Source organism: Streptomyces caeni (assembly GCF_042678285.1).
Taxonomy (GTDB): domain Bacteria; phylum Actinomycetota; class Actinomycetes; order Streptomycetales; family Streptomycetaceae; genus Streptomyces; species Streptomyces caeni.
Genome location: NZ_JBHUDX010000031.1, coordinates 53,586 through 75,522, shown reverse-complemented (window position 1 = coordinate 75,522; position 21,937 = coordinate 53,586). Strand labels below are relative to the sequence as shown.

At 73.4% G+C, this 21,937-nt stretch carries 21 protein-coding genes and 1 pseudogene; 6 read left to right on the top strand and 16 right to left on the bottom strand.

Annotated features, from left to right (window positions below; genetic code table 11):
* The coding region (locus ACFSL4_RS13990; RefSeq protein WP_381082288.1) for a maltotransferase domain-containing protein at positions 1 to 295 on the bottom strand (295 nt) is incomplete at its 3' end.
* Positions 296 to 469: 174 nt separating this feature from the next.
* A complete protein-coding gene (locus ACFSL4_RS13985) occupies positions 470 to 727 on the bottom strand; it encodes a DUF5133 domain-containing protein (RefSeq protein WP_381082286.1) in 258 nt (85 codons plus the stop codon).
* 330 nt (positions 728 to 1,057) lie between these two features.
* Between ACFSL4_RS13985 and ACFSL4_RS13980 the strand changes: the two genes are divergently transcribed.
* From ACFSL4_RS13980 to ACFSL4_RS13970, 3 genes and pseudogenes are all read left to right on the top strand, one after another.
* Complete coding sequence (locus ACFSL4_RS13980; RefSeq protein ID WP_381082274.1) at positions 1,058 to 1,567, top strand: pep a2; 510 nt, start codon at positions 1,058 to 1,060, stop codon at positions 1,565 to 1,567.
* Between the two features lie 154 nt (positions 1,568 to 1,721).
* Positions 1,722 to 2,672 (top strand): annotated as a pseudogene (locus ACFSL4_RS13975) (FAD-dependent oxidoreductase); the annotation flags it as partial.
* A 139-nt stretch (positions 2,673 to 2,811) separates the two neighbouring features.
* Positions 2,812 to 3,432: an L-threonylcarbamoyladenylate synthase gene (locus ACFSL4_RS13970; RefSeq protein ID WP_381082272.1), complete on the top strand. Its 621-nt coding sequence runs from the start codon at positions 2,812 to 2,814 to the stop codon at positions 3,430 to 3,432.
* 30 nt (positions 3,433 to 3,462) lie between these two features.
* Here the strand turns inward: ACFSL4_RS13970 and ACFSL4_RS13965 are convergent, their stop codons facing one another.
* The 8 genes from ACFSL4_RS13965 to ACFSL4_RS13930 all read right to left on the bottom strand — a co-directional run bounded on the left by ACFSL4_RS13965 (position 3,463) and on the right by ACFSL4_RS13930 (position 11,927).
* The gene (locus tag ACFSL4_RS13965; protein WP_381082270.1) at positions 3,463 to 4,014 is read right to left on the bottom strand and encodes a hypothetical protein; all 552 of its coding nucleotides are present in this window, start codon (positions 4,012 to 4,014) and stop codon (positions 3,463 to 3,465) included.
* A 77-nt stretch (positions 4,015 to 4,091) separates the two neighbouring features.
* The gene (locus ACFSL4_RS13960; protein ID WP_381082268.1) at positions 4,092 to 5,150 is read right to left on the bottom strand and encodes an Acg family FMN-binding oxidoreductase; all 1,059 of its coding nucleotides are present in this window, start codon (positions 5,148 to 5,150) and stop codon (positions 4,092 to 4,094) included.
* Between the two features lie 155 nt (positions 5,151 to 5,305).
* Complete coding sequence (locus ACFSL4_RS13955; protein WP_381082266.1) at positions 5,306 to 6,202, bottom strand: universal stress protein; 897 nt, start codon at positions 6,200 to 6,202, stop codon at positions 5,306 to 5,308.
* 63 nt (positions 6,203 to 6,265) lie between these two features.
* Complete coding sequence (locus tag ACFSL4_RS13950; RefSeq protein WP_381082264.1) at positions 6,266 to 7,168, bottom strand: universal stress protein; 903 nt, start codon at positions 7,166 to 7,168, stop codon at positions 6,266 to 6,268.
* 150 nt (positions 7,169 to 7,318) lie between these two features.
* Complete coding sequence (locus ACFSL4_RS13945; RefSeq protein ID WP_381082262.1) at positions 7,319 to 9,688, bottom strand: glycoside hydrolase family 65 protein; 2,370 nt, start codon at positions 9,686 to 9,688, stop codon at positions 7,319 to 7,321.
* A gap of 207 nt (positions 9,689 to 9,895) precedes the next feature.
* Entirely contained in the window at positions 9,896 to 10,768 is an 873-nt protein-coding gene (locus ACFSL4_RS13940; RefSeq protein ID WP_381082260.1) for a universal stress protein, read from the bottom strand.
* A gap of 141 nt (positions 10,769 to 10,909) precedes the next feature.
* Complete coding sequence (locus ACFSL4_RS13935) at positions 10,910 to 11,110, bottom strand: hypothetical protein (protein ID WP_381082258.1); 201 nt, start codon at positions 11,108 to 11,110, stop codon at positions 10,910 to 10,912.
* Positions 11,111 to 11,411: 301 nt separating this feature from the next.
* On the bottom strand, positions 11,412 to 11,927 hold the full coding sequence (locus tag ACFSL4_RS13930; RefSeq protein WP_381082256.1) for a hydrogenase maturation protease: 516 nt from the start codon (positions 11,925 to 11,927) through the stop codon (positions 11,412 to 11,414).
* Between the two features lie 350 nt (positions 11,928 to 12,277).
* Here ACFSL4_RS13930 and ACFSL4_RS13925 point away from each other — a divergent pair, with 350 nt between their 5' ends.
* Together ACFSL4_RS13925 and ACFSL4_RS13920 are read left to right on the top strand one after the other, a co-directional pair.
* Positions 12,278 to 12,736 (top strand): Crp/Fnr family transcriptional regulator, encoded by a 459-nt coding sequence (locus tag ACFSL4_RS13925; protein WP_381082254.1) that lies wholly within the window; start codon positions 12,278 to 12,280, stop codon positions 12,734 to 12,736.
* An 81-nt stretch (positions 12,737 to 12,817) separates the two neighbouring features.
* Positions 12,818 to 13,471, top strand: coding sequence for a CBS domain-containing protein (locus ACFSL4_RS13920; RefSeq protein WP_381082252.1), 654 nt, complete (start codon positions 12,818 to 12,820; stop codon positions 13,469 to 13,471).
* A 113-nt stretch (positions 13,472 to 13,584) separates the two neighbouring features.
* Here ACFSL4_RS13920 and ACFSL4_RS13915 read toward each other — a convergent pair whose 3' ends face one another.
* Together ACFSL4_RS13915 and ACFSL4_RS13910 are read right to left on the bottom strand one after the other, a co-directional pair.
* Positions 13,585 to 14,175, bottom strand: coding sequence for an Rv1733c family protein (locus ACFSL4_RS13915; RefSeq protein ID WP_381082250.1), 591 nt, complete (start codon positions 14,173 to 14,175; stop codon positions 13,585 to 13,587).
* 137 nt (positions 14,176 to 14,312) lie between these two features.
* Positions 14,313 to 15,032: a CBS domain-containing protein gene (locus ACFSL4_RS13910; RefSeq protein ID WP_381082248.1), complete on the bottom strand. Its 720-nt coding sequence runs from the start codon at positions 15,030 to 15,032 to the stop codon at positions 14,313 to 14,315.
* 576 nt (positions 15,033 to 15,608) lie between these two features.
* Between ACFSL4_RS13910 and ppdK the strand changes: the two genes are divergently transcribed.
* Positions 15,609 to 18,305, top strand: coding sequence for a pyruvate, phosphate dikinase (gene ppdK, locus ACFSL4_RS13905; RefSeq protein WP_381082246.1), 2,697 nt, complete (start codon positions 15,609 to 15,611; stop codon positions 18,303 to 18,305).
* 101 nt (positions 18,306 to 18,406) lie between these two features.
* Here ppdK and ACFSL4_RS13900 read toward each other — a convergent pair whose 3' ends face one another.
* The 4 genes from ACFSL4_RS13900 to ACFSL4_RS13885 form a co-directional block, all read right to left on the bottom strand.
* Positions 18,407 to 19,234: a universal stress protein gene (locus ACFSL4_RS13900; RefSeq protein ID WP_381082244.1), complete on the bottom strand. Its 828-nt coding sequence runs from the start codon at positions 19,232 to 19,234 to the stop codon at positions 18,407 to 18,409.
* 139 nt (positions 19,235 to 19,373) lie between these two features.
* Positions 19,374 to 19,874 (bottom strand): pyridoxamine 5'-phosphate oxidase family protein, encoded by a 501-nt coding sequence (locus ACFSL4_RS13895; RefSeq protein WP_381082242.1) that lies wholly within the window; start codon positions 19,872 to 19,874, stop codon positions 19,374 to 19,376.
* Positions 19,875 to 19,945: 71 nt separating this feature from the next.
* The gene (locus ACFSL4_RS13890) at positions 19,946 to 20,617 is read right to left on the bottom strand and encodes a helix-turn-helix domain-containing protein (protein ID WP_381082240.1); all 672 of its coding nucleotides are present in this window, start codon (positions 20,615 to 20,617) and stop codon (positions 19,946 to 19,948) included.
* A 19-nt stretch (positions 20,618 to 20,636) separates the two neighbouring features.
* Positions 20,637 to 21,707, bottom strand: coding sequence for a zinc-dependent alcohol dehydrogenase family protein (locus ACFSL4_RS13885; RefSeq protein ID WP_381082238.1), 1,071 nt, complete (start codon positions 21,705 to 21,707; stop codon positions 20,637 to 20,639).
* Positions 21,708 to 21,937: the final 230 nt, after the last annotated feature.

Below are 21,937 nucleotides of genomic sequence, written 5' to 3'. Positions count from 1 at the left end.
TCTTGATCGTGGCCTGCCCCCGCCAGGTGGTGACCGGATCGCTCCACCCCTCCACCAGATAGCTCCAGGTGCCGACCGAGTGCGGGGTGACCTCGGCACCCCAGCGGTCGCTCCCGGGTTCGAGTTCGCGCATCGGCGTCCACGGGCCGGGGCGGCCCTCGGGGTCCAGGAGGACGACGTTGGCACCGATCGCGCCATGGCCCTCGCCGAAGACCGTGGCGGTCACCTGGAAGGTCTCCCCCTCCACCGCCTTCGCCGGTCGCCGCCCGCAGTCGACGACGGGACGGACGTCCATGACCGGGATGCGCCCGATCCCGGGTCCACCACCCACGACGACGGCGGGGCTCGGCCCGCCCCCGTGCACGGCCTGCGGTTCCATGGACTTCGCCTCCTCCGCCGTTCTCGCTCCTTGATGGGCTCCGGTTCTCCGGTTGTTCGTCTCACAGCGCCGGCGCCGTACGGCGTCCTCTCACACGTTCACCGACGGCGTGCTGCGGGGTGGTCTGCGCACGATCCGCTCGCGGCGGCCGCGGAGGTTCAGATAGAGCTCGGCGGCGTCGGCGGCCTCGCGCGCGCAGCGCTTGCCCATCAGCGCGCACAACGTGTAGCCCGCGCTCTCGAAGGTGCCGCGTACCGCACGGTTGTCGGGGGACACGAGCATCAGGCGCTCCCACGCCCGGTACTGCTCAAGACGTCTGGCGACCTCGGCTCTGGCCGGCAGCAGCATGACGGCGGTCACCTCCACTCTCTCGGCTGTGGCGGTTCCGGACGGTTCGCGGGGGCCGCGGTCCGGGGGTGAGCGAAGGCCGCGCGCGCACGGAGCGATGTCGATCCGTTACGGCGATCGAGACCTTTCACCCATGGTGCACGGAGAGACACACAGCGTCCTGTTCGCTTTTCAACCACATGGCGCGGCTGACTGAAGTTGCACGAATGGAGTACCGCGCGCACCCTGAGACTGACTCAGAAGCGATGACCGCTCACGCTTCGTGTTCGGGGCTCGGCCCAACCAAGGGCGAGGAGGAGCGAGAGCTTCGCGGGTGAGGAGCCAACGACAATGAAGACCGCAGCGCCCTGCTACTACCACCTCGACGTGGAGATCCGCCCGGAGCGGATCGGTCGGATCCGGCGGATCCTGGCCGCCCATCTCCGGTACTGGAACCTGGACTTGCTCGTCGAGAGCGTCTGCCACTGCGCCGATGTGCTGTTGCGCACGATCGACGAACACGCGACGGACAAGAACGCCACCATCGAGATGTGGTGGAACGGTCAGCACCTCATCACCGCGGTCCAGGACAGCGAGCGTGACATCCTGCCGCACTCGGCGCCGAGCGGCTGCCTGACGCAGATCGCGGCGCTGAGCAACGGCTGGGGCTGCTGCGCCACCGACACCGGCGGCAAGATCATCTGGTTCTCGCAGCGGGCCCGGGCCGCCGAACGCGCCCCACTCGTCCCGGTGAGGCCCGCGCCGAGCCTGCACGACGCGCGGCCCCTCCCGCGCGCCCTGCAGCCGGCGGCGGTGGCGACCGCGCGAGAGCGGGAGCACGCGTCGGCCGGCAGCCGGTGACCCCGGTAGCCCCCGTCGCGGCCCGGTGGCCGACCGCGGGCGGACGGCCCGTCAGCCGGTGCCGCGCCGCCCCGCCGGCCAACCCGCGGTCTCCTCCCCCCCGTCCGCCACATCGCTCTTCCGAGCGGGGGGTCGGGCCTGTCAGACTCCGGAGGTGCCCGGCTTCGACATACTCGTCATCGGATCCGGACCGGGCGGCCAGAAGGCCGCCATCGCGGCGGCCGAGCTGGGCCGCCGGGTCGCCGTCGTCGACCGCCCCGACATGGTCGGCGGCGTCTCCATCCACACCGGCACCATTCCCTCCAAGACCCTGCACGAGGCCGTCCTCTGCCTCACCGGTCTCACCCAGCGGGATCTTTACGGGCAGAGCTACCGCCTCAAGCAGGAGATCACCGTCTCGGACCTGACCGCACGGACCCGCCATGTGGTGAACCGCGAGGTCGACGTCATCCGCAGCCAACTCTCCCGCAACCAGGTCTCCGTGTTCGCCGGCACCGGCCGGTTCGTGAACCCCCACACCATCGCCGTACGCGAAGTGACGAGGCAGGAAAGGCTGTTGAGCGCCGCCACATTCGTCATCGCCACCGGCACCCGGCCGGCCCGGCCCGCGAGCGTGGAGTTCGACGGCCGGTCGATCATGGACTCGGACAACGTCCTCGATCTGGAGCGGGTGCCCCGTTCGACGGTGATCGTCGGAGCGGGTGTGATCGGCATGGAGTACGCCTCCATGTTCGCCGCCCTCGGCAGCAAGGTCACGGTGGTCGAGAAGCGGCCAGGGATGCTCGACTTCTGCGACGTGGAGGTCATCGAGTCGCTGAAGTACGACCTGCGGGACCTGGCGGTCACCTTCCGGTTCGGGGAGACCGTCGCAGCGGTGGAACGGCATTCCCAGGGCACCCTGACGATCCTGGGGAGCGGCAAGAAGATCCCCGCCGACGCCGTGATGTACTCGGCCGGCCGGCAGGGCCTGACCGACGAACTCGACCTCGACAAGGCGGGGCTCGTCTCCGACGCGCGCGGCCGGATCACGGTCGACGAGCACTACCGCACGGACGTGCCGCACATCTACGCCGTCGGCGACGTCATCGGCTTTCCGGCGCTCGCGGAGTCGTACAAGGTCGCCGCGCTGGACGCGACGAACAAGATCCGGCAGGTCGACCGGATGAACGACTGATCCGGGCGGGGCCCCTGCCCGCGGTCCCCTCGCGTGGACAGCCGGCCCCAAAGTGATCGAGACTCGGCGGATGGCGAAGTACTACGACGTTCACCCCGACAACCCCCAGCCGCGCACGATCGGGCAGGTCGCCAACAGCATCCGCGAGGGCGCGCTCGTGGTCTACCCGACGGACTCCTGCTTCGCGCTGGGGTGCCGTCTCGGCAGTCGCGACGGCATGGAGCGCATCCGTGCGATCCGCCATCTCGACGACCGCCACCACTTCACGCTCGTGTGCCGTGACTTCGCGCAGCTGGGCCAGTTCGTGTACGTCGACAAGGATGTGTTCCGGGCGATCAAGGCGTCCACACCGGGCAGCTACACGTTCATCCTCCCCGCGACGCGCGAGGTGCCGCGCAAGCTGCTCAATCCGAAGAAGAAGACGGTCGGCGTCCGTATCCCCGACCATGTCGTGGCGCAGGCCCTGCTGGCCGAACTCGGTGAGCCGCTGCTGTCCAGCACTCTGCTACTACCGGGCGAGGAGGAGCCCATGACGCAGGGCTGGGAGATCAAGGAGCGGCTCGACCACGTCGTGGACGCCGTGATCGACTCGGGTGACTGCGGGACCGTGCCGACCACGGTCATCGACTTCTCCGGTGGCGTGCCCGAGATCGTCCGCAGGGGCGCGGGCGACACGTCGCGGTTCGAGTGATCCGGACGTCCCGCGAACGTCGTCCCGGTGTCAGCCGGTGACGGGGTCTTCGAGCGGACCCTGCTCGTCCGCGGGCTCGTCGTGCAGCCGCCGCACCAGGGAGTCCCGGTGCAGCGCGGCGAGCGCGGCCTGCAGATCGGGGTGGCGCAGCAGCGGCACCGCCCGCAGGTCCCCCTCGTCGGGGTCGGTGAGCCTGCGGAAGTCGAACGGGAATCCGGCCGCGTGCTCGCAGCCGCCGAGCGCGGCGACCGCGGCACGGGCGAGGGACGGCGTGGTCAGCAGGCAGGCCGCCCAGCTCGCGACCACCTCGTCCACCCAGGTGCGCCAGCCCGGCTCGGCCCCGTCGGCGGCCACCGGTCCCGGTCCGGCCAGCCGGTCCAGGCGGTCGGAGCCGCCCGGCCCGACGAACGCGACGAGGGCGGCGTCGGCCGCCGTGGGATAGCGCAGCCAGGCGGCCACCGTGGCGGCCTGGTGCGCCTGCACCTGCGCCAGGGCGGTGTCCAGGGCTCCGCCGGAGCCCTGGTAGGAGCGCAGCAGCCACTCCGTGGTGGCGGAGATCACGGGGGACAGGTCGGCGGACATCGACGTCACCGTAGCCGTGCACCCGAAACGGAGAAATGACGCAGATCACTCCGGGGGCATGGAAGGAGCCACAGGCCCTACGGTGCCGGACGGGAACGGCTCGGGGCCCGCCGGGGACGGGGACCGCCGGGGAGCCGTCCGTCGCCGGTCGCGAGCACATCCGCCGCGGGGCGCCGCGGAACCGGGCCGCCGCCGGGCGCGTATCCGAGGCGAAGGACCATCTGGGGGAACTTCCCCGCGCTCAGGGTGCCCCTGACGACCGCCCTGAGGCGGGGGATCTCCAGCGGCTGGGTGTGGAAGGCGGCCACGACGTCGTGGGCCGCCGCGTACAGCAGGATCCGCTCCAGGGCCTGACCGGCGCGGAGCCAGTCCGGACGGTCGTCGTGGTCCGTGCTCAGCACCGCGACCAGTCCCGTCCGCGTCGGCCACCGCCGGGGCGGCGAAGGGAACGCCCGGGTGACGTCCGCGTAGTCGCGTCCGGCGAGGACCGTACAGTCGGGGTGCGGCGCGGCCGTGTCGTGCGGAATCCCGTCGGTACGCGGCCAGGGGCTCTTCACCCGCCAGGTCCACCGGGCCAGCTCGGCGGCGTGCCCCCGGTCCGTCCGGTGGAACTCCTCGGCCTCCCGGACCAGGCCGGCCAGGTGCTGCCGGCTCTCGTTGTCGTCGATGCAGTACAGGGTGGCGCCCTCGTCGGCGGCGTGCGTCCGCAGCGCGTCGGTCAGCGCCGGTGGCAGCGGGTCCACCCGGAAGGGGCCGCGGGCGGTGCGCCGTAGCCGCAGCGCGCGGTACATGTGCTGCTCTTCGCCGGTGGGCCGCTCGTACGCTCCCCACAGCACCCGGGCCAGGAGCGCGCCGTCCCCGGGCCGGGGGAAGGGCTGCACGACCGGGTTGAAGCCAAGGTGCCGCATGGCGAGCCGGATGTTGAACAGGGCGGCGCCGCAGCTGATGACCATCTCCCGGCCGTGCGGATCGGTGAACACGAGGCGCCGGGTGATGTCGGCGTGCACCTCGATGCCCTTGCCCCGGCCCTCCTCGACGAAGATCCAGGGTTGTGTGTTGTACACCGAGGGCGCGGTGACGGCCGCGCGGACCAGATAGGTGGACGCGTGGCACGGACCCGCGCGCGAGACGGACATCGCCGGCGCCGCCCTTTCTCGAGCTTCCTGCTTCCATGCTCGTCCGCGCCGCCGCCCCGGGCATGGGCCGCACGGCCCTCCTCCTGGACCGAGCGGCCCAGGGTGCCGCCCGGGACGGCGTCGCGCGCAGACCGGCCCGCCGGGCGCCGTGCCGGTCAGTCGTGCGGAACCAGGGCGACCGGGCAGTTCACGTGGTGGATCAGGGCGTGGGCGACGGGACCGGTGTGCGAGCCGACCGCGGTGCGGCGCCGTCGGCGGCCCACCACCAGCAGGCACGCCCCGCCCGCCGCCTTTACCAGGACGTGGGCCGGGCGCCCCTCGTACAGGGTCTCCCGGACGAACACGGCGGGGAACTTCTCCCGCCACGGTGCGAGCAGCGCCGTGAGGTCCCGTTCCGCGTCCGCCTTGACCCGGGCGCGCTCCGCGGCGTCCGCGACGCCCCGTGTGTAGGGCACGTGCCAGGCGTGCGCCACCCGCAGCGGCGCCCTGCGCAGCTCTGCGGCGCGGAACGCGAACTCCAGCACGGCGTCGCAGGGCCGGCCGACGTCGAGGGCGACCGCGACATCGCGGTAGGGCGTCCGGTCGGAGGGCCGGCCCGAGCCGTCCGGGAGGCGCTCCTTCCGGGCGCTGTCACCGGCCCGTACGAGGACCACGGGCCTCTCCGCATGGGCCACGGTGGCCATGGCGACGGACCCGGAGAGGAACCCGCCGACGCTGCCCACTCCCTGGCTGCCGATGACCAGGAGCTCGGCCCGCTCCGCCTCGGCGAGCAGCGCGGGCCCCGGCTGCCTGCGCACCTGCTCGGTGGTGACGGTCACCTGCGGGTAGCGCTCGTTCAGCGGGTCGGCGGCGGCCCGCAGCACGCGCCGCGCCCGGGACTGCGGGGCCCGCAGTTCGGGCAGGACCGGCTGCGTGTCGTCCTCGGGCAGGCCCTCCCAGGCGTGCACCAGGCGCAGCGGCAGGCCCCGCCGCAGGGCTTCCCGCGCGGCCCAGTCGGCCGCGGCGAGGCTCTCGCGCGAACCGTCCAGGCCGGCGACGACCGGCCTCGGCATGACGGTCACCTCCTGTGTCGTGCGGCATCCGGCCGGGACGCGGTCGTCCCGCGTCCGGGCCCGTCACCCATGGGGCACGACGGCCACGGGGCAGCCGACGTGATGGATCACGGCGTGGGTCACGGGGCCGGTCCGCGGGCAGGCGACCCGTTCGGACAGGCGGCGGCCGACGACCAGCAGGCTCGCCGACGAGGCGGCGCGCACCAGGACGTTCGCCGCCTTGTCCGCCGCCACCGATTCCGCGACCTCCACGTCGGGGTACTTGTCGCGCCAGGGCTGGAGCACCGCCGACAGGAAGCCAAGCCACTCGTCCGCCCGTTCGGGGTCGGCGACGAGACCGATGTCGCCGGCGCCCAGGCCGAGCGGCGAGGGCGCGTGCCAGGCGTGCACGGCCCTCAGCCGCGCATGGCGCAGCCGGGCGGACTCGAAGGCGAACTCGATGACCTCGTCGCACGGGTCCTCGACGTCGATGCCGAGCACCACGTCCCGGTAGCCGGTGCGGGTGGAGGCGCTGCCGTCGTCCGCCGGGAGGTGTTCGTCCTCCGCCTCCTCGCCCGCTCGCACGAGGACGACGGGGCAGGTCGCCCGTGCCACCACGCCGAGGGCGACCGAGCCCACCAGGAAGCCGGTGAAGCCGCTCAGGCCCCGGGAGCCCAGGACCAGCAGGTCGGCCCGCTCGCCGGCCGTCACCAGGGTGGCGACGGCGGAGCCCTGGACCTGCTGGTCGGACAGGCGCACGTCGGGGCATGTGCCGCGGAGGTGCTCCTCCGCCTGCCTCAGGACGCGCCGCGCCAGATGCCGCTGGGCGGCGTTCGCCGGCTCCCGCTGCCCCTGGGGCGGATGCCCGTCCCAGGCGTGCACCAGGCGCAGCGCACGCCCGCGGCGCGCGGCCTCCCGGGCCGCCCACCCGGCGGCGGACAGGCTCTCGTCGGATCCATCGACTCCGGCAACGACGGGCGGAAGCATGACGCCCACCTCCCACACTCGGTCCCGTTCCCCACCAGCGTCCCGCCAAGGCCGCCGGGAGGCGATGGGCTGTCGGGTCCTGTGCGGGGACCGTCCGGCCCATGCCCACGGGCGGTGCGCCGGCCGGCCGCCGGACACCGTTGCGGCCATTCACTCCGCAAGCAGCAGCCGGCACGTCTCCCCCGGCCGCACGCACACCGCGCGGTCCGGCAGCCGGACGTCGATGGGATCGCGGTCCGACGCCGGCACCGCGATCTCCAGACTGCCGCGCTCCAGCCGCAGCCGCACGCCCCAGTGGCCCCGGTAGCGGATCGCGAACCCGTACGACGACAGCTCCGGCATCGGCACGGGGTCGAGCCAGAGCGCCCCGTTGCGGGTCTCCAGCCCGGTCAGCCCGCGCTGGACGAGGTCGAGGGTGCCTCCCATGGCGCCGAGGTGGATGCCCTCCCCCGTGGTGCCGCCCTGTACATCGGCAACATCGCCCCGCAGGGCCTCCTGGCAGTAGGTCCAGGCGTCGGCGCCCCGGCACCGGGCCAGGACCCAGCCGTGGACGACACCGCTGAGGGTGGAGCCGTGGCTGGTGCGGGCCAGGTAGTAGTCGACGGTGCGCCGCCAGACGTCCTCGTCGAGCCGGTGGCCCAGACGGCGGAAGAGCCCCTGGAGTTCGGACGGTGACAGGAGGTACCCCAGCATCAGCACGTCCGCCTGCTTGGACGCCTTGTAGCGGTTGACGGTGTCGCCCTCCGCCTCCAGGATCCGGTCCAGGCGCCGGATGTCGCCGTACTGCCTGCGGTAGCCGTCCCAGTCCAGCTCGGCGAGGTCGCCGTAGCCGTCGAACTGGCTGATCACGTCGTCGTGGAAGGGCACGTGGAGCGTGCGCGAGACGTCCTCCCACTGTTCGAGTTCGCCCTCGTCGAGCCCGGTGCGCTCGACGAGTTCGCGCAGCCGGGGCTCGGGCAGGGCGCGCAGCGTCTCCAGCGTGCGGCAGAGCACCCATGCGGCCATCACGTTGGTGTACGCGTTGTCGTCGAGGCCGGGCTGCGCCGCGCCGGGATAGCCGTCGTGGTACTCGTCGGGGCCGACCACGCCGCGGATACGGTGCCGCCCGAGGCTCTCGTCGTAGGTCGCCGCGTCCGCCCAGAAACGGGCGATCTGCAGCAGCATCTCGGCGCCCTTGGTGTGCAGGAACTCCGCGTCCCCGCTCGCCTCGCAGTACTGCCACACGTTGTACGCCACGGCCGAGCCGACGTGCCACTGGAGCCGGGAATGGTCGGGCAGCCAGCGGCCCGAGCGCGGGTTGAGGTGCAGTTCCTGGGTCTCCTCGCGCCCGTCGCTGCCGCTCTGCCACGGGTACAGCGCGCCCTTCCTGCCGATCGCGCGGGCCGCGGCGAGGGCCCGGTCCAGTCGCCGGTGGCGGTAGCGGATCAGTGCGCGGGAGACCTCGGGGAAGTGCAGGTTGAGGCCGGGCAGCACGAACAGTTCGTCCCAGAAGACGTGCCCGCGGTACGCCTCTCCGTGCAGTCCCCGGGCGGGCACCCCCACATCGAGGTCGGCGGTGTGCGGCGAGAGGGTCTGCAGGACGTGGAAGAGGTGCAGCCGCAGCACGTCTCCCGCCTCCCCGGGTACGTCGAGGGCGGCTCGCCGCCACAGCACGTCCCAGGCGGTGAGGTGGGTGTCGAGCAGATCGTCGAAGCCGGGTGCCGCGCCCACCCGGTCCACGGCTGCGCGCAGCGGGTCACTGATCGCCGGGTCGCGGGAGGTGTGCAGGGCGACGGTCTTGTCGACGGTGACGGTCCGGCCGGGCGTCAGGGTCAGGCCGACCCGCTGGACGGCGCGGGGGAACTCGTGGCGGGTCGCGATGGGCACCTCCGTGGTCAGCCGGGCCGCCAGGCCGATCCGGATGTCGGAGGTGCGGGTGCGGCAGCGCAGCCACACGGTGTCCGGGGCGGCGGTTCCGGTGTGCACATGGATGAGGTGATGGCCGTTCAGGTCGCGGTAGCGCGCCACGCCCGCGTTGACGACGCCGCCGTCGAGCGCGGCCTCGGCCTCCAGTTCGCCGGTGAACCCCTCGGCCGTGAACTCGGTGCGCAGGGCGGCGAGATGGGGGTCCGCCATGTGCACGAGTCGCTGCTGGCGCACCGACAGGGTGCGTCCCTCGCCGAGGTCGAACCGCGTCCGCCGCTCCAGCAGGCCCGACGACAGGTGAAGGACCTGACGGTGGTCGAGCACGGTCGCGGTGTCCGGGGTGAGCCAGTGCTGGCCGGCGAGGCGGAAACGCAGCGGCAGCCAGTTGGGGAGGTTGACCATGTCCTCGTTCTCGACCTCGCGTCCCGCGACCTGCGAGGTGAGCCGGTTGTAGCAGCCCGCCGCGTAGGTGCCGGGGTAGTGCACGTCGTCCGCGCCGCACTCGGGCAGCGCGCCCCGGGTGGCGAAGTAGCCGTTGCCCAGCGTGCACAGAGACTCGCGCAGGCGTTCGTGCGCGGGGTCGTAGCCCTCGTACGGCCAAGTCCAGCCCGTCACTGCGGCATTCCTCTCCCGAGCGGTTCTGCGGGGTCGCGTACGACGATGCCGGCGCCGCGCCGCATCAGTCTCGCCCCGCCGGCCGGTGCGGCGGCGCGGTCCACGCCGACCGCGAGGGCGGATCCACCGCGGTGGCCCGCCCCGGCACCCGGGGCGTGCTGCCGGACCGGACGGCCACGAGCACTCCTCTGGTCGGTGAGCGGGCGATCACATCCGCTGGGGCGCGATCGCGACCGGACAGTCGGCGTGGTGCAGCAGCGTGTGCGCCACCCGGCCGAGCTGGAGACCGAAGTACCCCTGTCGGCGCGGGGCCCCGATGACGACGAGGTCGGCGGCGGCCGAGCGCTTCAGCAGCACCGTCCGGGCCGGCCCTTCGACGGTGGCCCGGCGCACCCGGACCCCCGGATGGTCCGCCGCCGCGTCGTGGATCAGGGCGTCGAGCAGGGCGGACGCCCGCTGCTCGGGCCGGCACGCCGGTTCCCCGGGCGGCGGGTGACCGGTCGGCTCGTGCGAGGGGCGGCGCCAGGCCCGTACGACGTCGAGGACGCACCCGCGCGTCTGCGCCTCGCGGAAGGCGAACCGCACGGCCTCCCCCGTGGTGTCGGGCTCCCCGGCGCCGAGCATGATCCGCTCGTGGGCGCCGGACAGTCCCGCCTTGTCGCCGCGTACGACGATCACGGGGCAGGGAGCGCGGGCGGCCACGGCCAGGCCGACCGAGCCGAGCAGCAGCGTCGCCAGCCCGCCGCGGCCCCGGGATCCGGTGATCAGGGCGGAGGCGTTGCGGCCCTCGCTCAGCAGGGCGGACACCGCGTCCTCGGGCACCATGTCCGCGGAGACCTTCAGGTCCGGGTTGCGGCGCCGTGCGCGCTCCGCCGCGGAGGCGATGATGCGCTCCTCCACCACTTGCTCGGACGGGCCTTGCGGGCCGCCCGACGGGGCGATCCCTTCGTAGCGTTCCCACAGGGAGGCGTACACCAGCCGGAGCGGCAGACCGTGGCGGACCGCCTCGTCCACGGCCCAGTCGAGCGCCGCGAGGCTCGAGTCGGATCCGTCGACGCCCACGACCAGGGGCAGTTCCATCGTCGCCACCGCCTTTCCGCCCGGCTGCAGTCCACCTCTCACCGTCGCACGGCGGGACCCGGCGGCGGGAGGGGCGCTTCGGCCCCCGTCCGGGACGTTGGGCCCCTGCCTTCGCCCCGTGCCCGCCGCCCGCCGTGTCCGTCAGCAGCGGGCGGCGGGCCGGTGATCTGCCGTGATCGACCGTGACGACGGTGCCGGGCGGGACGGGCCGCGTCCGCGGCGGCGCAGCAGGCGGACGGCCAGCGCGTCGCACGCGGCGGTGAGGACGAACGTCACGCCCATGGCCGCGACGAGCAGGACGGCGAACCGCTGCCAGAACTCCGGTGTGAGACTCGTACCCATGCTGCTCGCTCCCCTCGGGATGGGCGGCTTCTCCTCATCCAGCCAACTCCCTTACATACGACGGCGCATGAGCCATCCGGCCCGGAGAAGGGTCGAAACCGGCCCTTGCGGCGCGGCCGCGACGGCGGGGAGGCGGGCATCGTGTCCACCGGGTTGGGCCGAACGGCCCTGGTGCTCCTGCTGCGGATGTGGTGTCCTTTAGATGACGGGAAGGACCCGAGAGAGACGCGGAGAAACGGCCGTCAGTGCCGCGCACCGCGCAATCAGGATTCGCGAGAAGCGGATAGGGTCCTTCCCGCCGTCATGTCCGGCCGTCGCCGCCCGTGTCCCGCGCCGCCGCGCCCCGGTGGCGGACGATCTCCTCCTCGACCCGCTCCGCCAGGACGTCGACCGCTCCCGCGACAGGCGCGGACAGTCCCCGGCCGAGCGTGGTGTCGGCCGCCTCGACGGCGTAGGAGACCAGCCGGCGGGGCAACCGGTCCAGTTCCCGCGCCGGCTCGACGGCCTCGCCGAGACCGTGCGGCCCCAGGCAGTCCGGCCGCCGCAGCGCGGCAGAGTCCAGTTCGAGCCGGTAGACGCGGCCGGGATGCCCGGGGCGGCCGTGGGCGGGCTCCAGCACGATGGCGAGTTCGGTGTCGTCCCAGAGCCGGATCACCCACCCGGGATCCTGGTCGCATTCGGCGAGCACCGTACCCGGCGGAAGCGGGCGGGCCGCCGCGCGCTCCCGCAGCCGGCAGAGCGCCTCCCAGCCGATCCCGTCGTCGTGCCGGAGCCGGTCTCCGACGGCGATGACCGCTATCCGGGTGGAGACAGCCATGGTTCCTCTCCCTCCGCTGCATGTCTTTCCGGCATGCGGGGTGGTGTGCGCCGCGCCAGGGGCCGGAGGACCCCGCCCCTGGTCCGGGGTGGGCCTCCTCGCCGCTCACGCACGGCCTCGTGGGCACATAGGGGCCGAACGACCCAGCGCCGGGACCGGGCGGCCCGTGGTGCCGTGCGGGGCCCGCGTCCAGGCTGATACCAGGCACCGACGGCACTCCGGTCCGGTTGTACGGGCCGCGGACGCCGCACCACCTGGTGCCCGGTCGGCACCGGCCTCCGAGGAGGCCGCGGCACGCACCACGAACTCGCCAGCCGGCTGCGGCGGCAGGAACGAAGGGAGACGGAGTGATGACCTCTGCCACGAGCATGGCCGCGGCCCTCCCGGCCGAGTACCGGGAACGGCTGATGCGGATCGCCCGCGAGGTGTCCTTCGACGCGGGGTCCCGTCTGTTCGAGGAGGGACGGCGTGCCGACAAGTTCTGGATCGTTCGCACCGGGACCGTGGCCCTGGACCTCCATGTGCCCGGCCGCCAGGCCGCCGTCATCGAGTCGCTGGGGCACGGGGAACTGGTCGGCTGGTCCTGGCTCTACTCGCCGTACGTGTGGCAGCTGGGCGCCGAGGCCATGAGCCCGGTGCGTGCCTACGAGTTCGACGCGGTGACCGTACGGGCGATGTGCGAGGAGGACCCCGAGTTCGGCCGTGCGATCGCCGTCTGGGTGGGCCGTGTGCTCGCCCACCGGCTGCACGCCGCACGCACCCGGCTGCTCGATCTGTACGCCCCGTACGGCAGCGGCGGCCGGTCCTGACCGGTCCGCCCCCGGCGCACCGGCCTGGGCGGGTCCCTGGATCTCACCGTCGCCCCCATCCGACATGTCGAGGAGGAGACCGTGCCCGCTACGCCGTACCTCGTGAGCGACGTCATGACGCACACCGTCATCGCCGTCGGCCGCGACGCCCCGTTCAAGGACATCGTCAGGCTCATGGAGCAGTGGAGGGTCAGCGCCCTTCCCGTGCTGGAGGGGGAGGGCCGCGTGATCGGCGTCGTCTCCGAGGCCGACCTGCTGCCCAAGGAGGAGTTCCGCGACAGCGACCCGGACCGGTTCACCCAGCTGCACCGCCTGTCCGACCTGGCCAGGGCGGGCGGGCTGTCCGCCGGGGAGCTGATGAGCTCGCCGGCCGTCACCGTGCACCCCGGCAGCACCCTCGCCCAGGCCGCCCGGATCATGGCCCAGCGGAAGGTCAAGCGGCTTCCGGTCGTCAACGACGAGGGCATGCTCGAGGGCGTCGTCAGCCGCGCGGACCTGCTCAAGGTCTTCCTGCGGCCCGACAAGGACATCGCCGACGAGATCCGGCGCGACATCGTCGACGTCCTGCTGCCGGTCCCGGTCGAGCCGGTCCACGTCATGGTCACCGAGGGCGTCGTCACGCTCACGGGGAAGATCCGCAACGCCGACCTGATCCCCATGACCATCCGCCTGGCGCGGGCCGTCGAGGGCGTGGTCGACGTGGACTGCCACATCTCCTCGGCCGACGCGTCGTGACCCGCGCCGGCCGGCTGCCGAACACCGCTGCGTGCGCGGCCCGAGGCTTCCTCGGGCCGCGCACAGACGTGAGGCGCGCCTCGTGATGCGGGGCGCGCCTCCGCTGAGCCCGGTCAGCCGATCGTCCGACGCCACCGAGGGCCGATCTGCTCCCACTCCCGGTCCCATGCCTGCAAGCGCCGCCGTTCGAGGCGTCCTCGCACCAGCCACCCGCCGGCCAGCACGCCGCCCGCGGCACCGAGCCCCGCCAGAGCACCCAGGAGCAACGCCTGCAGCCGTGCCTCCGCGGCGGTGGCCGGCCTGGGGACCAGCTCGCCCGTGCGGTCCGTCCACACCGTGGTCGTGCTGCCGGCCTTGCTGTCGGCCCCGACCTTCGCCAGACCCGTGCGGGCCGAGCCGTCGGCCGCGGTCCAGCGCACCTGCGCCCACACGGCACCGTCGGCGTAGGGCGTCGTCTGCGGACGCTTCGCCGCGTCCTCGGCCAGCACTGCCCGCACCGGGGAGCTCTGCGCGCGGCGCGCGTCGAGTCCGTCCTGCACCGCTCCCGCCGCGGCCTGTCCCGCGAACGCTCCGGCCAGAAGGACGAAGAACCAGGTGACGAGCACGATCCACGCCTCCACGCGATCGCTGCGACGCCGGAGGGAGTTGCGCCGCCACCGCCAGAGCCACCTGTTCCTCGCCGTCGTGCGCCGTGTCGTCGCCATCCGTCCGTCACCTTCCTCCGCTCGCTGCGGGCCCCGTGACACCCCCCTTGCTGCAAACGTCCCACGGCCCCCCTCCTCTCAGGAGGGGCCGACCGGGCACGCTGCCGGGACGTCCGGGCCCGCCTGCGGACCCGGGGTCACGTGATGGTCCCGGCTCCCCAGGGCCGCCGGGTGGCCTGCGGCAGATCGGGGTCGAGGGCGGGACGGCGTGGCAGCCCCACGAGGGCGCAGTCCACGTCCACGACGCCCTCGACACCCCGGACCAGGCGCGTGGTGATGGGCACGAGCGTGGTGTCGGGGATGCGGCCGGTGAGCTTGACGACGCCGTCGTGGACCTCCACCTGGATGGGCTCCCGCAGCTCGGGGAACAGCCGCGCGATGATCTCGTCCCGGACCTCCTCGGCGATGTCCTCGTCGTCCCGCATGAACACCGTGAGCAGGTCGGCGCGGCTCACGATGCCCACCAGCGCGCCCTCGTCGCCGACGACGGGCAGCCGCTTGACCCCGGCCCGGGCCATGATCCGGGCGGCCTGCGCCAGGGTGGCCGTCGCGCGCACGGTGACGGCCGGCGCGGTCATCAGGTCCTGCGCGGTCACGGCGTCGGCCTTGGCGAGGCCGGACAGCCCCTGGAGCCGGGGGGTCCGGCCCGGGTCTCGGTCGCGGAACTCCTCCTTGCGCAGCAGGTCGGCCTCGGAGACGACGCCCACGACCTTCTTCCGCTCGCCTTCCACCACGGGAAGGGCACTGACCTCCCACTGCCGGAGGGTCTTCACGATGTCCTTGAACGTCGCATCACGGCTGACCGCGACCACTCGGCCGGTCATGACATCGCTCACGAGGTGGGGGGTGCGTTGCATGGTGCCCTCCGGTGGTGCTGAAGCAGGGACCGTCCTACGACACCTCTCAGTCTCCGTCACGCCCCGGCCGGGGGCATGGGCCGAGTGGCCCCGTCCCGGGATCCCGCCGGGTTCCCGCTCAGGACTCGTAGGCATGACCTGGGTGCGTCCGGCCGCGTGCGGCGCGCACACCCCGGCGAGGTCCTGGCGGGTGCCGACGACGGAGCCGACGGCGGAGATGCCGCCGGGCACGGTCGCGAAGACCGGCACGGTGGTCGACGCGTTGCCGACGGACAGCGCGACCGAACCGGGGGTGGCGCACCGGGCGCCCGCCGGCCACACCGGGTTCCTGTCCTCCGCGTGGCCCTGCGGGTCCGGTTGCGGACGGGGCGCGGAGGCGGAGTCTGGTGGCGTCGGGATGCATCGGTCCGGGTCCGGCGGATACCCGCGTTCCAGGGCGGGGCGGCGCCCGGGGCCGTGGGCCGACCGGCCCAGCGGACGGGACGCCCGGCACCTCCCGCCCCGAGGGGACCCGTCCGACGCTGGAACGGCACCAAGCCCGTGCAGACGCCGTACCGAGCTGAGGAGCACAACGTCATGGTCCGTTACGTGTACGACTTCGCGGAGGGCGGCCGTGACATGGCCGACCTGCTCGGCGGCAAGGGTGCGAACCTCGCCGAGATGACCCGGCTGGGCCTGCCGGTGCCGCCCGGTTTCATCGTCACGACCGAGGCGTGCCGGGCCTTCCTGGCCACCGGCGCCGAGCCTGACGGGATGTCCCGGGAGGTCTCCCGGCACCTGTCGGCCGTGGAGGCCGGCGCCGGGCGGCTGCTGGGCCAGCCGGACGACCCGCTGCTGCTCTCCGTCCGCTCGGGGGCCCGGTTCTCCATGCCCGGCATGATGGAGACGGTCCTCGACATCGGCCTCAACGACGACTCCGTCCTGGGCCTGGCCAAGTCCTCGGGCAGCGAGCGGTTCGCCTGGGACTCGTACCGGCGGCTGGTCCAGATGTTCGGCAGCACGGTCATGGGCGTGGACTCCGCCTTGTTCGAGCGGGCCCTTGAACGACTGAAGGAGCTGCGCGGCGCCCCCGACGACCTGCACCTGGAGGCGGGCGACCTCGCGGAGCTGGTGGACGCCTACAAGATCCTGATCCGCGACGAGACGGGCGAGGACTTCCCCCAGTCCCCCGCCGAACAGCTCCGCCGGGCGATCCTCGCGGTCTTCCGGTCCTGGAACGGCGAACGCGCCCGTCTGTACCGGCGGCGTGAGCACATCCCCGACGACCTGGGCACCGCGGTCACCGTGCAGCGCATGGTGTTCGGCAACCTCGGGGCGGACTCCGGGAGCGGGGTCGCCTTCACCCGCGACCCGGCCACCGGACAGCCCGGCCCCTACGGCGACTACCTGTCCAACGCGCAGGGCGAGGACGTCGTCTCCGGCATCCGCAACACCGTGCCGCTGGCCGGCCTGGAACGACTGGTCCCGGACGCCTACCGGGAGCTGTGCGCCCACCTGCGGACGCTGGAGCAGCACTACCGGGACCTGTGCGACATCGAGTTCACCATCGAGCGCGGCAAGCTGTGGATGCTGCAGACCAGGGTCGGCAAGCGCACCGCCGAGGCCGCGTTCGCCATCGCCGCCGAGCTGGTCGACGAGGGGCTCATCGCCCCCGACGAGGGCGTGGCCCGGGTGAGCGGCGAGGGGCTGGCGCGGCTGATGTTCCCGCGCTTCGACGTCTCCGCGACGGGTGCGGCGCTCGCTCATGGCATCGCGGCGTCGCCGGGTGCCGCGTTCGGTGCCGTGGTCTTCGACTCGGCGGAGGCGGTGCGGCGCGCCGCGGCGGGCGAGAAGGTCGTCCTCGTTCGGCAGGAGACGACCCCCGACGACCTGCCCGGCATGGTCGCCGCCCAGGCGGTGCTGACCAGCCGCGGCGGCAAGACCAGCCATGCGGCCGTGGTCGCCCGCGGCATGGGCAAGGTGTGCGTCTGCGGCGCCGAGGAGCTGGCCGTGGACACCGAGGCCCGGCGCTTCACCACCCGCGACGGCACCGTCTTCGAGGAGGGAACGGTCCTCTCGGTGGACGGCTCCGCGGGCGCCGTGTACCCGGGGGCGGCTCCGCTGGTCGACTCCGCGGTCATGCGCTACCTGGAGACCGGCGAGCGGGACCCCGAGTCGGCCGGGGTGGTCGACGCGGTGGCCCGCGCGCTGCGCCAGGCGGACACCGTACGGCGGCTGGAGGTGCGGGCGAACGCGGACACCCCCGAGGACGCCGCGCGTGCGCGTCGCTTCGGCGCCCAGGGCATCGGGCTGTGCCGTACCGAGCACATGTTCCTCGGCGACCGCCGCAAGCTCGTCGAGGAGATGATCCTGGCCTCTGGGGACGCCGAGCGCGACCGTGCGCTGGAGGCGCTGCTGCCGCTGCAGCGGCGGGACTTCACCGGCATCCTGGAGGCGATGGACGGCCTGCCGGTCACCATCCGTCTCCTGGACCCGCCGCTGCACGAGTTCCTGCCGGACCGCACGGAACTCGCCGTCCGGATCGCGGCCGCCGAGGCCGCCGGCAACCCGCCGGACCCGCACGACACCGAACTCCTCGGCGCGGTGAACCGCATGCACGAGGAGAACCCCATGCTGGGGCTGCGCGGAGTGCGTCTCGGCCTGGTGGTGCCGGGCCTGGTCGCCATGCAGGTGCGGGCGGTGGCGGAGGCGGTCGTCGAACGCACGAGGGCCGGAGGATCGCCTCAAGCGGAGATCATGGTGCCGCTGGTCGGCGCCGTGGAGGAACTCCGGCTCGCCCGCGAGGAGGTGGAGCGGGTCCTGGCCGAGGTCTCCGAGGAGTCCGGGGTGCCCGTGCGGTGCCCGGTCGGCACCATGATCGAACTGCCGCGGGCCGCGCTGACGGCGGGCCGGATCGCCGAGGAGGCGGAGTTCTTCTCCTTCGGCACGAACGACCTGACCCAGACCACCTGGGGCTTCTCCCGCGACGACGTCGAGGCGGCGTTCTTCTCCGCCTACCTCGACAAGGGGGTCTTCGCCACCTCCCCGTTCGAGACGATCGACCGCACGGGCGTGGGCCGCCTGGTGGAGATCGCCGTCGCCGAGGGTCGTGCCGCCCGGCCCGGCCTGAAGATCGGCGTCTGCGGTGAACACGGCGGCGACCCCGACTCCGTCCACTTCTTCCACACCGCCGGGCTGGACTACGTCTCCTGCTCCCCCTTCCGCGTCCCGGTGGCCCGCCTGGAGGCCGGCCGCGCGGCACTGGAGGGGACCGACACCAGCGACAGCCGGTAGCGACAGCCGATGAGGAGAACGCGGTGGGGGGAGGGCCGCTGGCCCTCCCCCCACCCCCCTCACGGGTGCCTCACGGGTGCCGGAACGGACACGGCCGCCCGTCAGCCGTGCGGCACCACCGCGACCGGGGCCGCCGCGTGGTGCAGCACCGCATGGGTCACGGGGCCGATGTGCGGGCCGACCGGCGAGGGACGGCTCTTGCGGCCGACGACGACCAGTGACGCGTCGTGGGAGACGTCCGCCAGGTGCGACCCCGGTGTGCCGATCACGACCTGCTCGGTCGTCTCGACATCGGGGAACTTCTCGCGCCACGGACGCAGGCCGTCGGCCGGCTTGAGGCCGTGGACCACGCGGAGCGCGGCGTCGCGCAGGGACGCCGCGTCGAACGCGAACCGAAGGACCGCGTCGTCGGGGTCGTGCTGGTCGAGGCCGAGGACCACATCGCGGTACGGGCCCGCCGTGGCGGGCCCCACGGGAGCGGACAGGTGCTCGTCCGCCGCGTCGGTGCCGGCCCGTACGAGAACGACCGGCCGCTCGGCGCGGGCCACCACGGCCAGCGCCACGGATCCGAGCAGGGCTCCCGCCGCCCGGCCCGGGCCCCGTGACCCGAGCACCAGCAGCTCGGCCTCGCCGGCGGCGGCCAGCAAGGCCGCCGCGGGCTGTCCCGCCACCCGGTCGGCGATGACCCGCAGGCCGGGGTGACGGCTGGTCACCGAGGCCCGCACCTCGCGCAGCATGCTCGCGGACCGGTCGGCGTCCGGCGGCGGCACGGCCTCCCCTGCGAAGGGCACATAGCCGTAAGGTTGCTGGTCACCGGCGTGCACGAGGCGCAGGGTGGCCGATCGGCGCAGCGCCTCGCGGGCAGCCCAGTCGACTGCGGCAAGGCTCTCGGGCGAGCCGTCCAGGCCGACGGTGACGGTAGGGGTCATGGCGGGCCTCCTTCGGTGTCACCTCCACCCTGGTGGAGGTGCCGCGCGCGTCAGGAGGGCCCACAGGCCCCTGTGTGCCGCCGACCGGCCCTCGGCGGCGGCCTCACCGGGCCCGGCGGGCGGCCCCGGTGAGGGCGCGTCACGCGCCGGGGTGCCGCCGGGTACGGGTGCGCCGGTCCCCTCGGCCGGGTCCGGGACGGCAGGACGACAGGTCGATCCCGTACAGGCTGCGTCCGGCCACCAGGTCGCGCCCCGTCACCAGCTCCGGCTCGATGCGCACGAAGACCTCATGCGGCCACGGCACCCAGGAGCGCGGTCCCGTCCGGGCCAGCCGCTCGTGTTCGGCGGGGTCGGTGACCACCGCCGCCTGCCCGGTGACGACGACGCTCCAGCCGGACTGCGCGGCCGCGTCGATCTCGTCCGCCTCGAAGGCGACCACCGCTCCGTCGACCGCGCGGACCAGCTCCGAGGTCGCCGAGGTACGGAACACCACCGCGCCGTCGCCGTCCACACAGAAGTTGAGCGGCAGGACCGCGGGCAGGGCATGACGTGTGTGGACGATACGACCGACGGGAGCCTTGGCCAGCAGGCGCAGGCACTCATCGCGTTCGAGTTCGCGGAAACCGTCGTTCGGGTACATCAGTCAGTCCGTCTTCCGTCAGTCCGTTGTGCGCCTGGCACGGCGGCGCTGCCGTACGGAGCGAGGTCGTGTCACAACACCGTGATGCGACGCCCGGTGATGCTGAGGGGCTCGATGCGGATCCACATGTGGCGTTCCGGGTCCGCCCAGGGCTTGCTGTACGCCTGCTCCTCCAGCCGCTGCACGGATTCGGCGTCGGTCACGGTGCGGGCGTGTCCGCGGACCAGGACGCTCCAGCCCTGGCTGAACGCCTCGTCGATGCGGTCGACCTCGAACGCCACCTGCGCGCCGGACGCCTGTGCCGGCACGGTGTCGGGGGCGGTCCTGAAAACGACCGAGTCCCCGACGATGCCGTAGTTCACGGGAACGATCAGGGGCCCCGAGACGGTGGGCACCGCCACCCGTCCCACGCCGTGCGTGGCGAGCAGGTCCCGGCACTCCTGCGGAGTCAGTTCGGTGAACTGCGGGTGCCGCCCGGCCTGTCCCATGCCGGGCGGCAGATCGACGTCACCACCGGTGAGTTCGAGCACCGTGGTCTCCAGCGCGCCGGCGAGCCTGAGGAGGGTGGCCACACCCGGTGCGGCGGTGGGCTGCTCCTCCAGGTACTGCAGATAGCTGGGGGCCATGCCCGCCCGCGCGGCCGTTTCCTCCCGGGACAGGCCGAGTTCCTCGCGCCGGACGGCGACGCGGCGCCCGAGATTGCCCGTGGGGCGGCCCAACTCGTGCGGTGCGTGTGCGGCCATGGCCCGTCACTTCCTCTCGTCACGCCGCCCGGACGGCGACGACTTCGTGCTGCTCCCCGCCGAGCACCACCTTGAGCGCACCGGTGTCGGCGGCGCGAGCGAAGACGTCGTACGCCTCCTCCATCTGGTCCAGCGGGAAGCTGTGCGTGACCAGCGACGAGGTGGGCAGCCGTCCGGCGGCCGCCATCCGCAGCAGCGTGGGCGTGGAGTAGGTGTCCACCAGGCCGGTGGTGATGGTGAGGTTCTTGATCCACAGGTCCTCGAGGTGCAGGGTCACGGGCTTGCCGTGGACACCGATGTTGGCGACGTGCCCGCCGGGCCGGACCATGCGGGTGCACATCTCGAAGCTCTCCGGCGCTCCGACGGCCTCCATGACCACGTCGGCGCCCAGCCCGTCGGTCAGGTCGGCGATCAGCTGCTCGGGGGTTTCACGGGCGTCGGCCAGGACGTCCGCGCCGAGCTGCTTGGCGGCGTCCAGGCGGGCGGGCATGAGGTCCACGGCGATGATGCGCTCGGGCGCGAACAGGCGGGCCGTGGCGATCGCCGCGAGCCCGATGGGGCCGGCGCCGACGACGGCGACGGTGTCCCCCGGCCGTACGTGCCCGTTGAGCACGCCCACTTCGTAGGCGGTGGGGAAGATGTCCGCGAGCAGGACGGCGTCCTTGCTGTCCAGTGCTCCGGGCAGCGCGTGGACGGACAGGTCGGCGTAGGGCACACGGACGTACTCGGCGTGGGTGCCGTCGATCAGATGGCCGAGGATCCAGCCGCCGCCACCACGGCACTGGCCGTACGTGCGCTCCCAGCAGTAGCCGCAGCGGCCGCAGGCGGTGATGCAGGAGACCAGGACGCGGTCGCCCGGCTGTGTGGTGTGCACGTCGCTGCCGATCTCGACGACCTCGCCGACCGCCTCGTGCCCCAGCACCGTGCCGGGGCGCACCTCGGGCACGTCGCCCTTGAGGATGTGCAGGTCGGTCCCGCAGATGCTCACGGTGTCGACGCGCACGATCGCGTCGGTCGGTTCCTTGATGGCGGGGTCCGGAACGTCCTCCCAGGCGGACTGTCCGGGGCCATGGAAGACGAAGCCCTTCATGACGATCCTTCCTTCCTCTCCCCGGGTCTCCGGCTCCGGTGCGTGCCGGAAGCCGGTGCGGCGGGGCGTCCGAAACGATGCCGGGATTGCCCTGCACGTCCAGCTTGTCCAACCCCCCTGGGCTTGGCTTGGGCCGGTCGGCCCTCATCGCGGCGCCGGACGGGGCCGTCCGGGGCGCGGGGCCGCGGCGGACGGGCACCGGCACCGAACGGCGGGGCGGCGGGGACCGA

Bases quoted from the DNA above. Each gene is read 5' to 3' on its own strand.
- ACFSL4_RS13985 (WP_381082286.1), bottom strand. From the start codon at position 727: ATGCTGCTGCCGGCCAGAGCCGAGGTCGCCAGACGTCTTGAGCAGTAC.
- ACFSL4_RS13980 (WP_381082274.1), top strand. From the start codon at position 1,058: ATGAAGACCGCAGCGCCCTGCTACTACCACCTCGACGTGGAGATCCGC.
- ACFSL4_RS13970 (WP_381082272.1), top strand. From the start codon at position 2,812: ATGGCGAAGTACTACGACGTTCACCCCGACAACCCCCAGCCGCGCACG.
- ACFSL4_RS13965 (WP_381082270.1), bottom strand. From the start codon at position 4,014: ATGTCCGCCGACCTGTCCCCCGTGATCTCCGCCACCACGGAGTGGCTG.
- ACFSL4_RS13960 (WP_381082268.1), bottom strand. From the start codon at position 5,150: ATGTCCGTCTCGCGCGCGGGTCCGTGCCACGCGTCCACCTATCTGGTC.
- ACFSL4_RS13955 (WP_381082266.1), bottom strand. From the start codon at position 6,202: ATGCCGAGGCCGGTCGTCGCCGGCCTGGACGGTTCGCGCGAGAGCCTC.
- ACFSL4_RS13950 (WP_381082264.1), bottom strand. From the start codon at position 7,168: ATGCTTCCGCCCGTCGTTGCCGGAGTCGATGGATCCGACGAGAGCCTG.
- ACFSL4_RS13940 (WP_381082260.1), bottom strand. From the start codon at position 10,768: ATGGAACTGCCCCTGGTCGTGGGCGTCGACGGATCCGACTCGAGCCTC.
- ACFSL4_RS13935 (WP_381082258.1), bottom strand. From the start codon at position 11,110: ATGGGTACGAGTCTCACACCGGAGTTCTGGCAGCGGTTCGCCGTCCTG.
- ACFSL4_RS13930 (WP_381082256.1), bottom strand. From the start codon at position 11,927: ATGGCTGTCTCCACCCGGATAGCGGTCATCGCCGTCGGAGACCGGCTC.
- ACFSL4_RS13925 (WP_381082254.1), top strand. From the start codon at position 12,278: ATGACCTCTGCCACGAGCATGGCCGCGGCCCTCCCGGCCGAGTACCGG.
- ACFSL4_RS13915 (WP_381082250.1), bottom strand. From the start codon at position 14,175: ATGGCGACGACACGGCGCACGACGGCGAGGAACAGGTGGCTCTGGCGG.
- ACFSL4_RS13910 (WP_381082248.1), bottom strand. From the start codon at position 15,032: ATGCAACGCACCCCCCACCTCGTGAGCGATGTCATGACCGGCCGAGTG.
- ppdK (WP_381082246.1), top strand. From the start codon at position 15,609: ATGGTCCGTTACGTGTACGACTTCGCGGAGGGCGGCCGTGACATGGCC.
- ACFSL4_RS13900 (WP_381082244.1), bottom strand. From the start codon at position 19,234: ATGACCCCTACCGTCACCGTCGGCCTGGACGGCTCGCCCGAGAGCCTT.
- ACFSL4_RS13895 (WP_381082242.1), bottom strand. From the start codon at position 19,874: ATGTACCCGAACGACGGTTTCCGCGAACTCGAACGCGATGAGTGCCTG.
- ACFSL4_RS13890 (WP_381082240.1), bottom strand. From the start codon at position 20,617: ATGGCCGCACACGCACCGCACGAGTTGGGCCGCCCCACGGGCAATCTC.
- ACFSL4_RS13885 (WP_381082238.1), bottom strand. From the start codon at position 21,707: ATGAAGGGCTTCGTCTTCCATGGCCCCGGACAGTCCGCCTGGGAGGAC.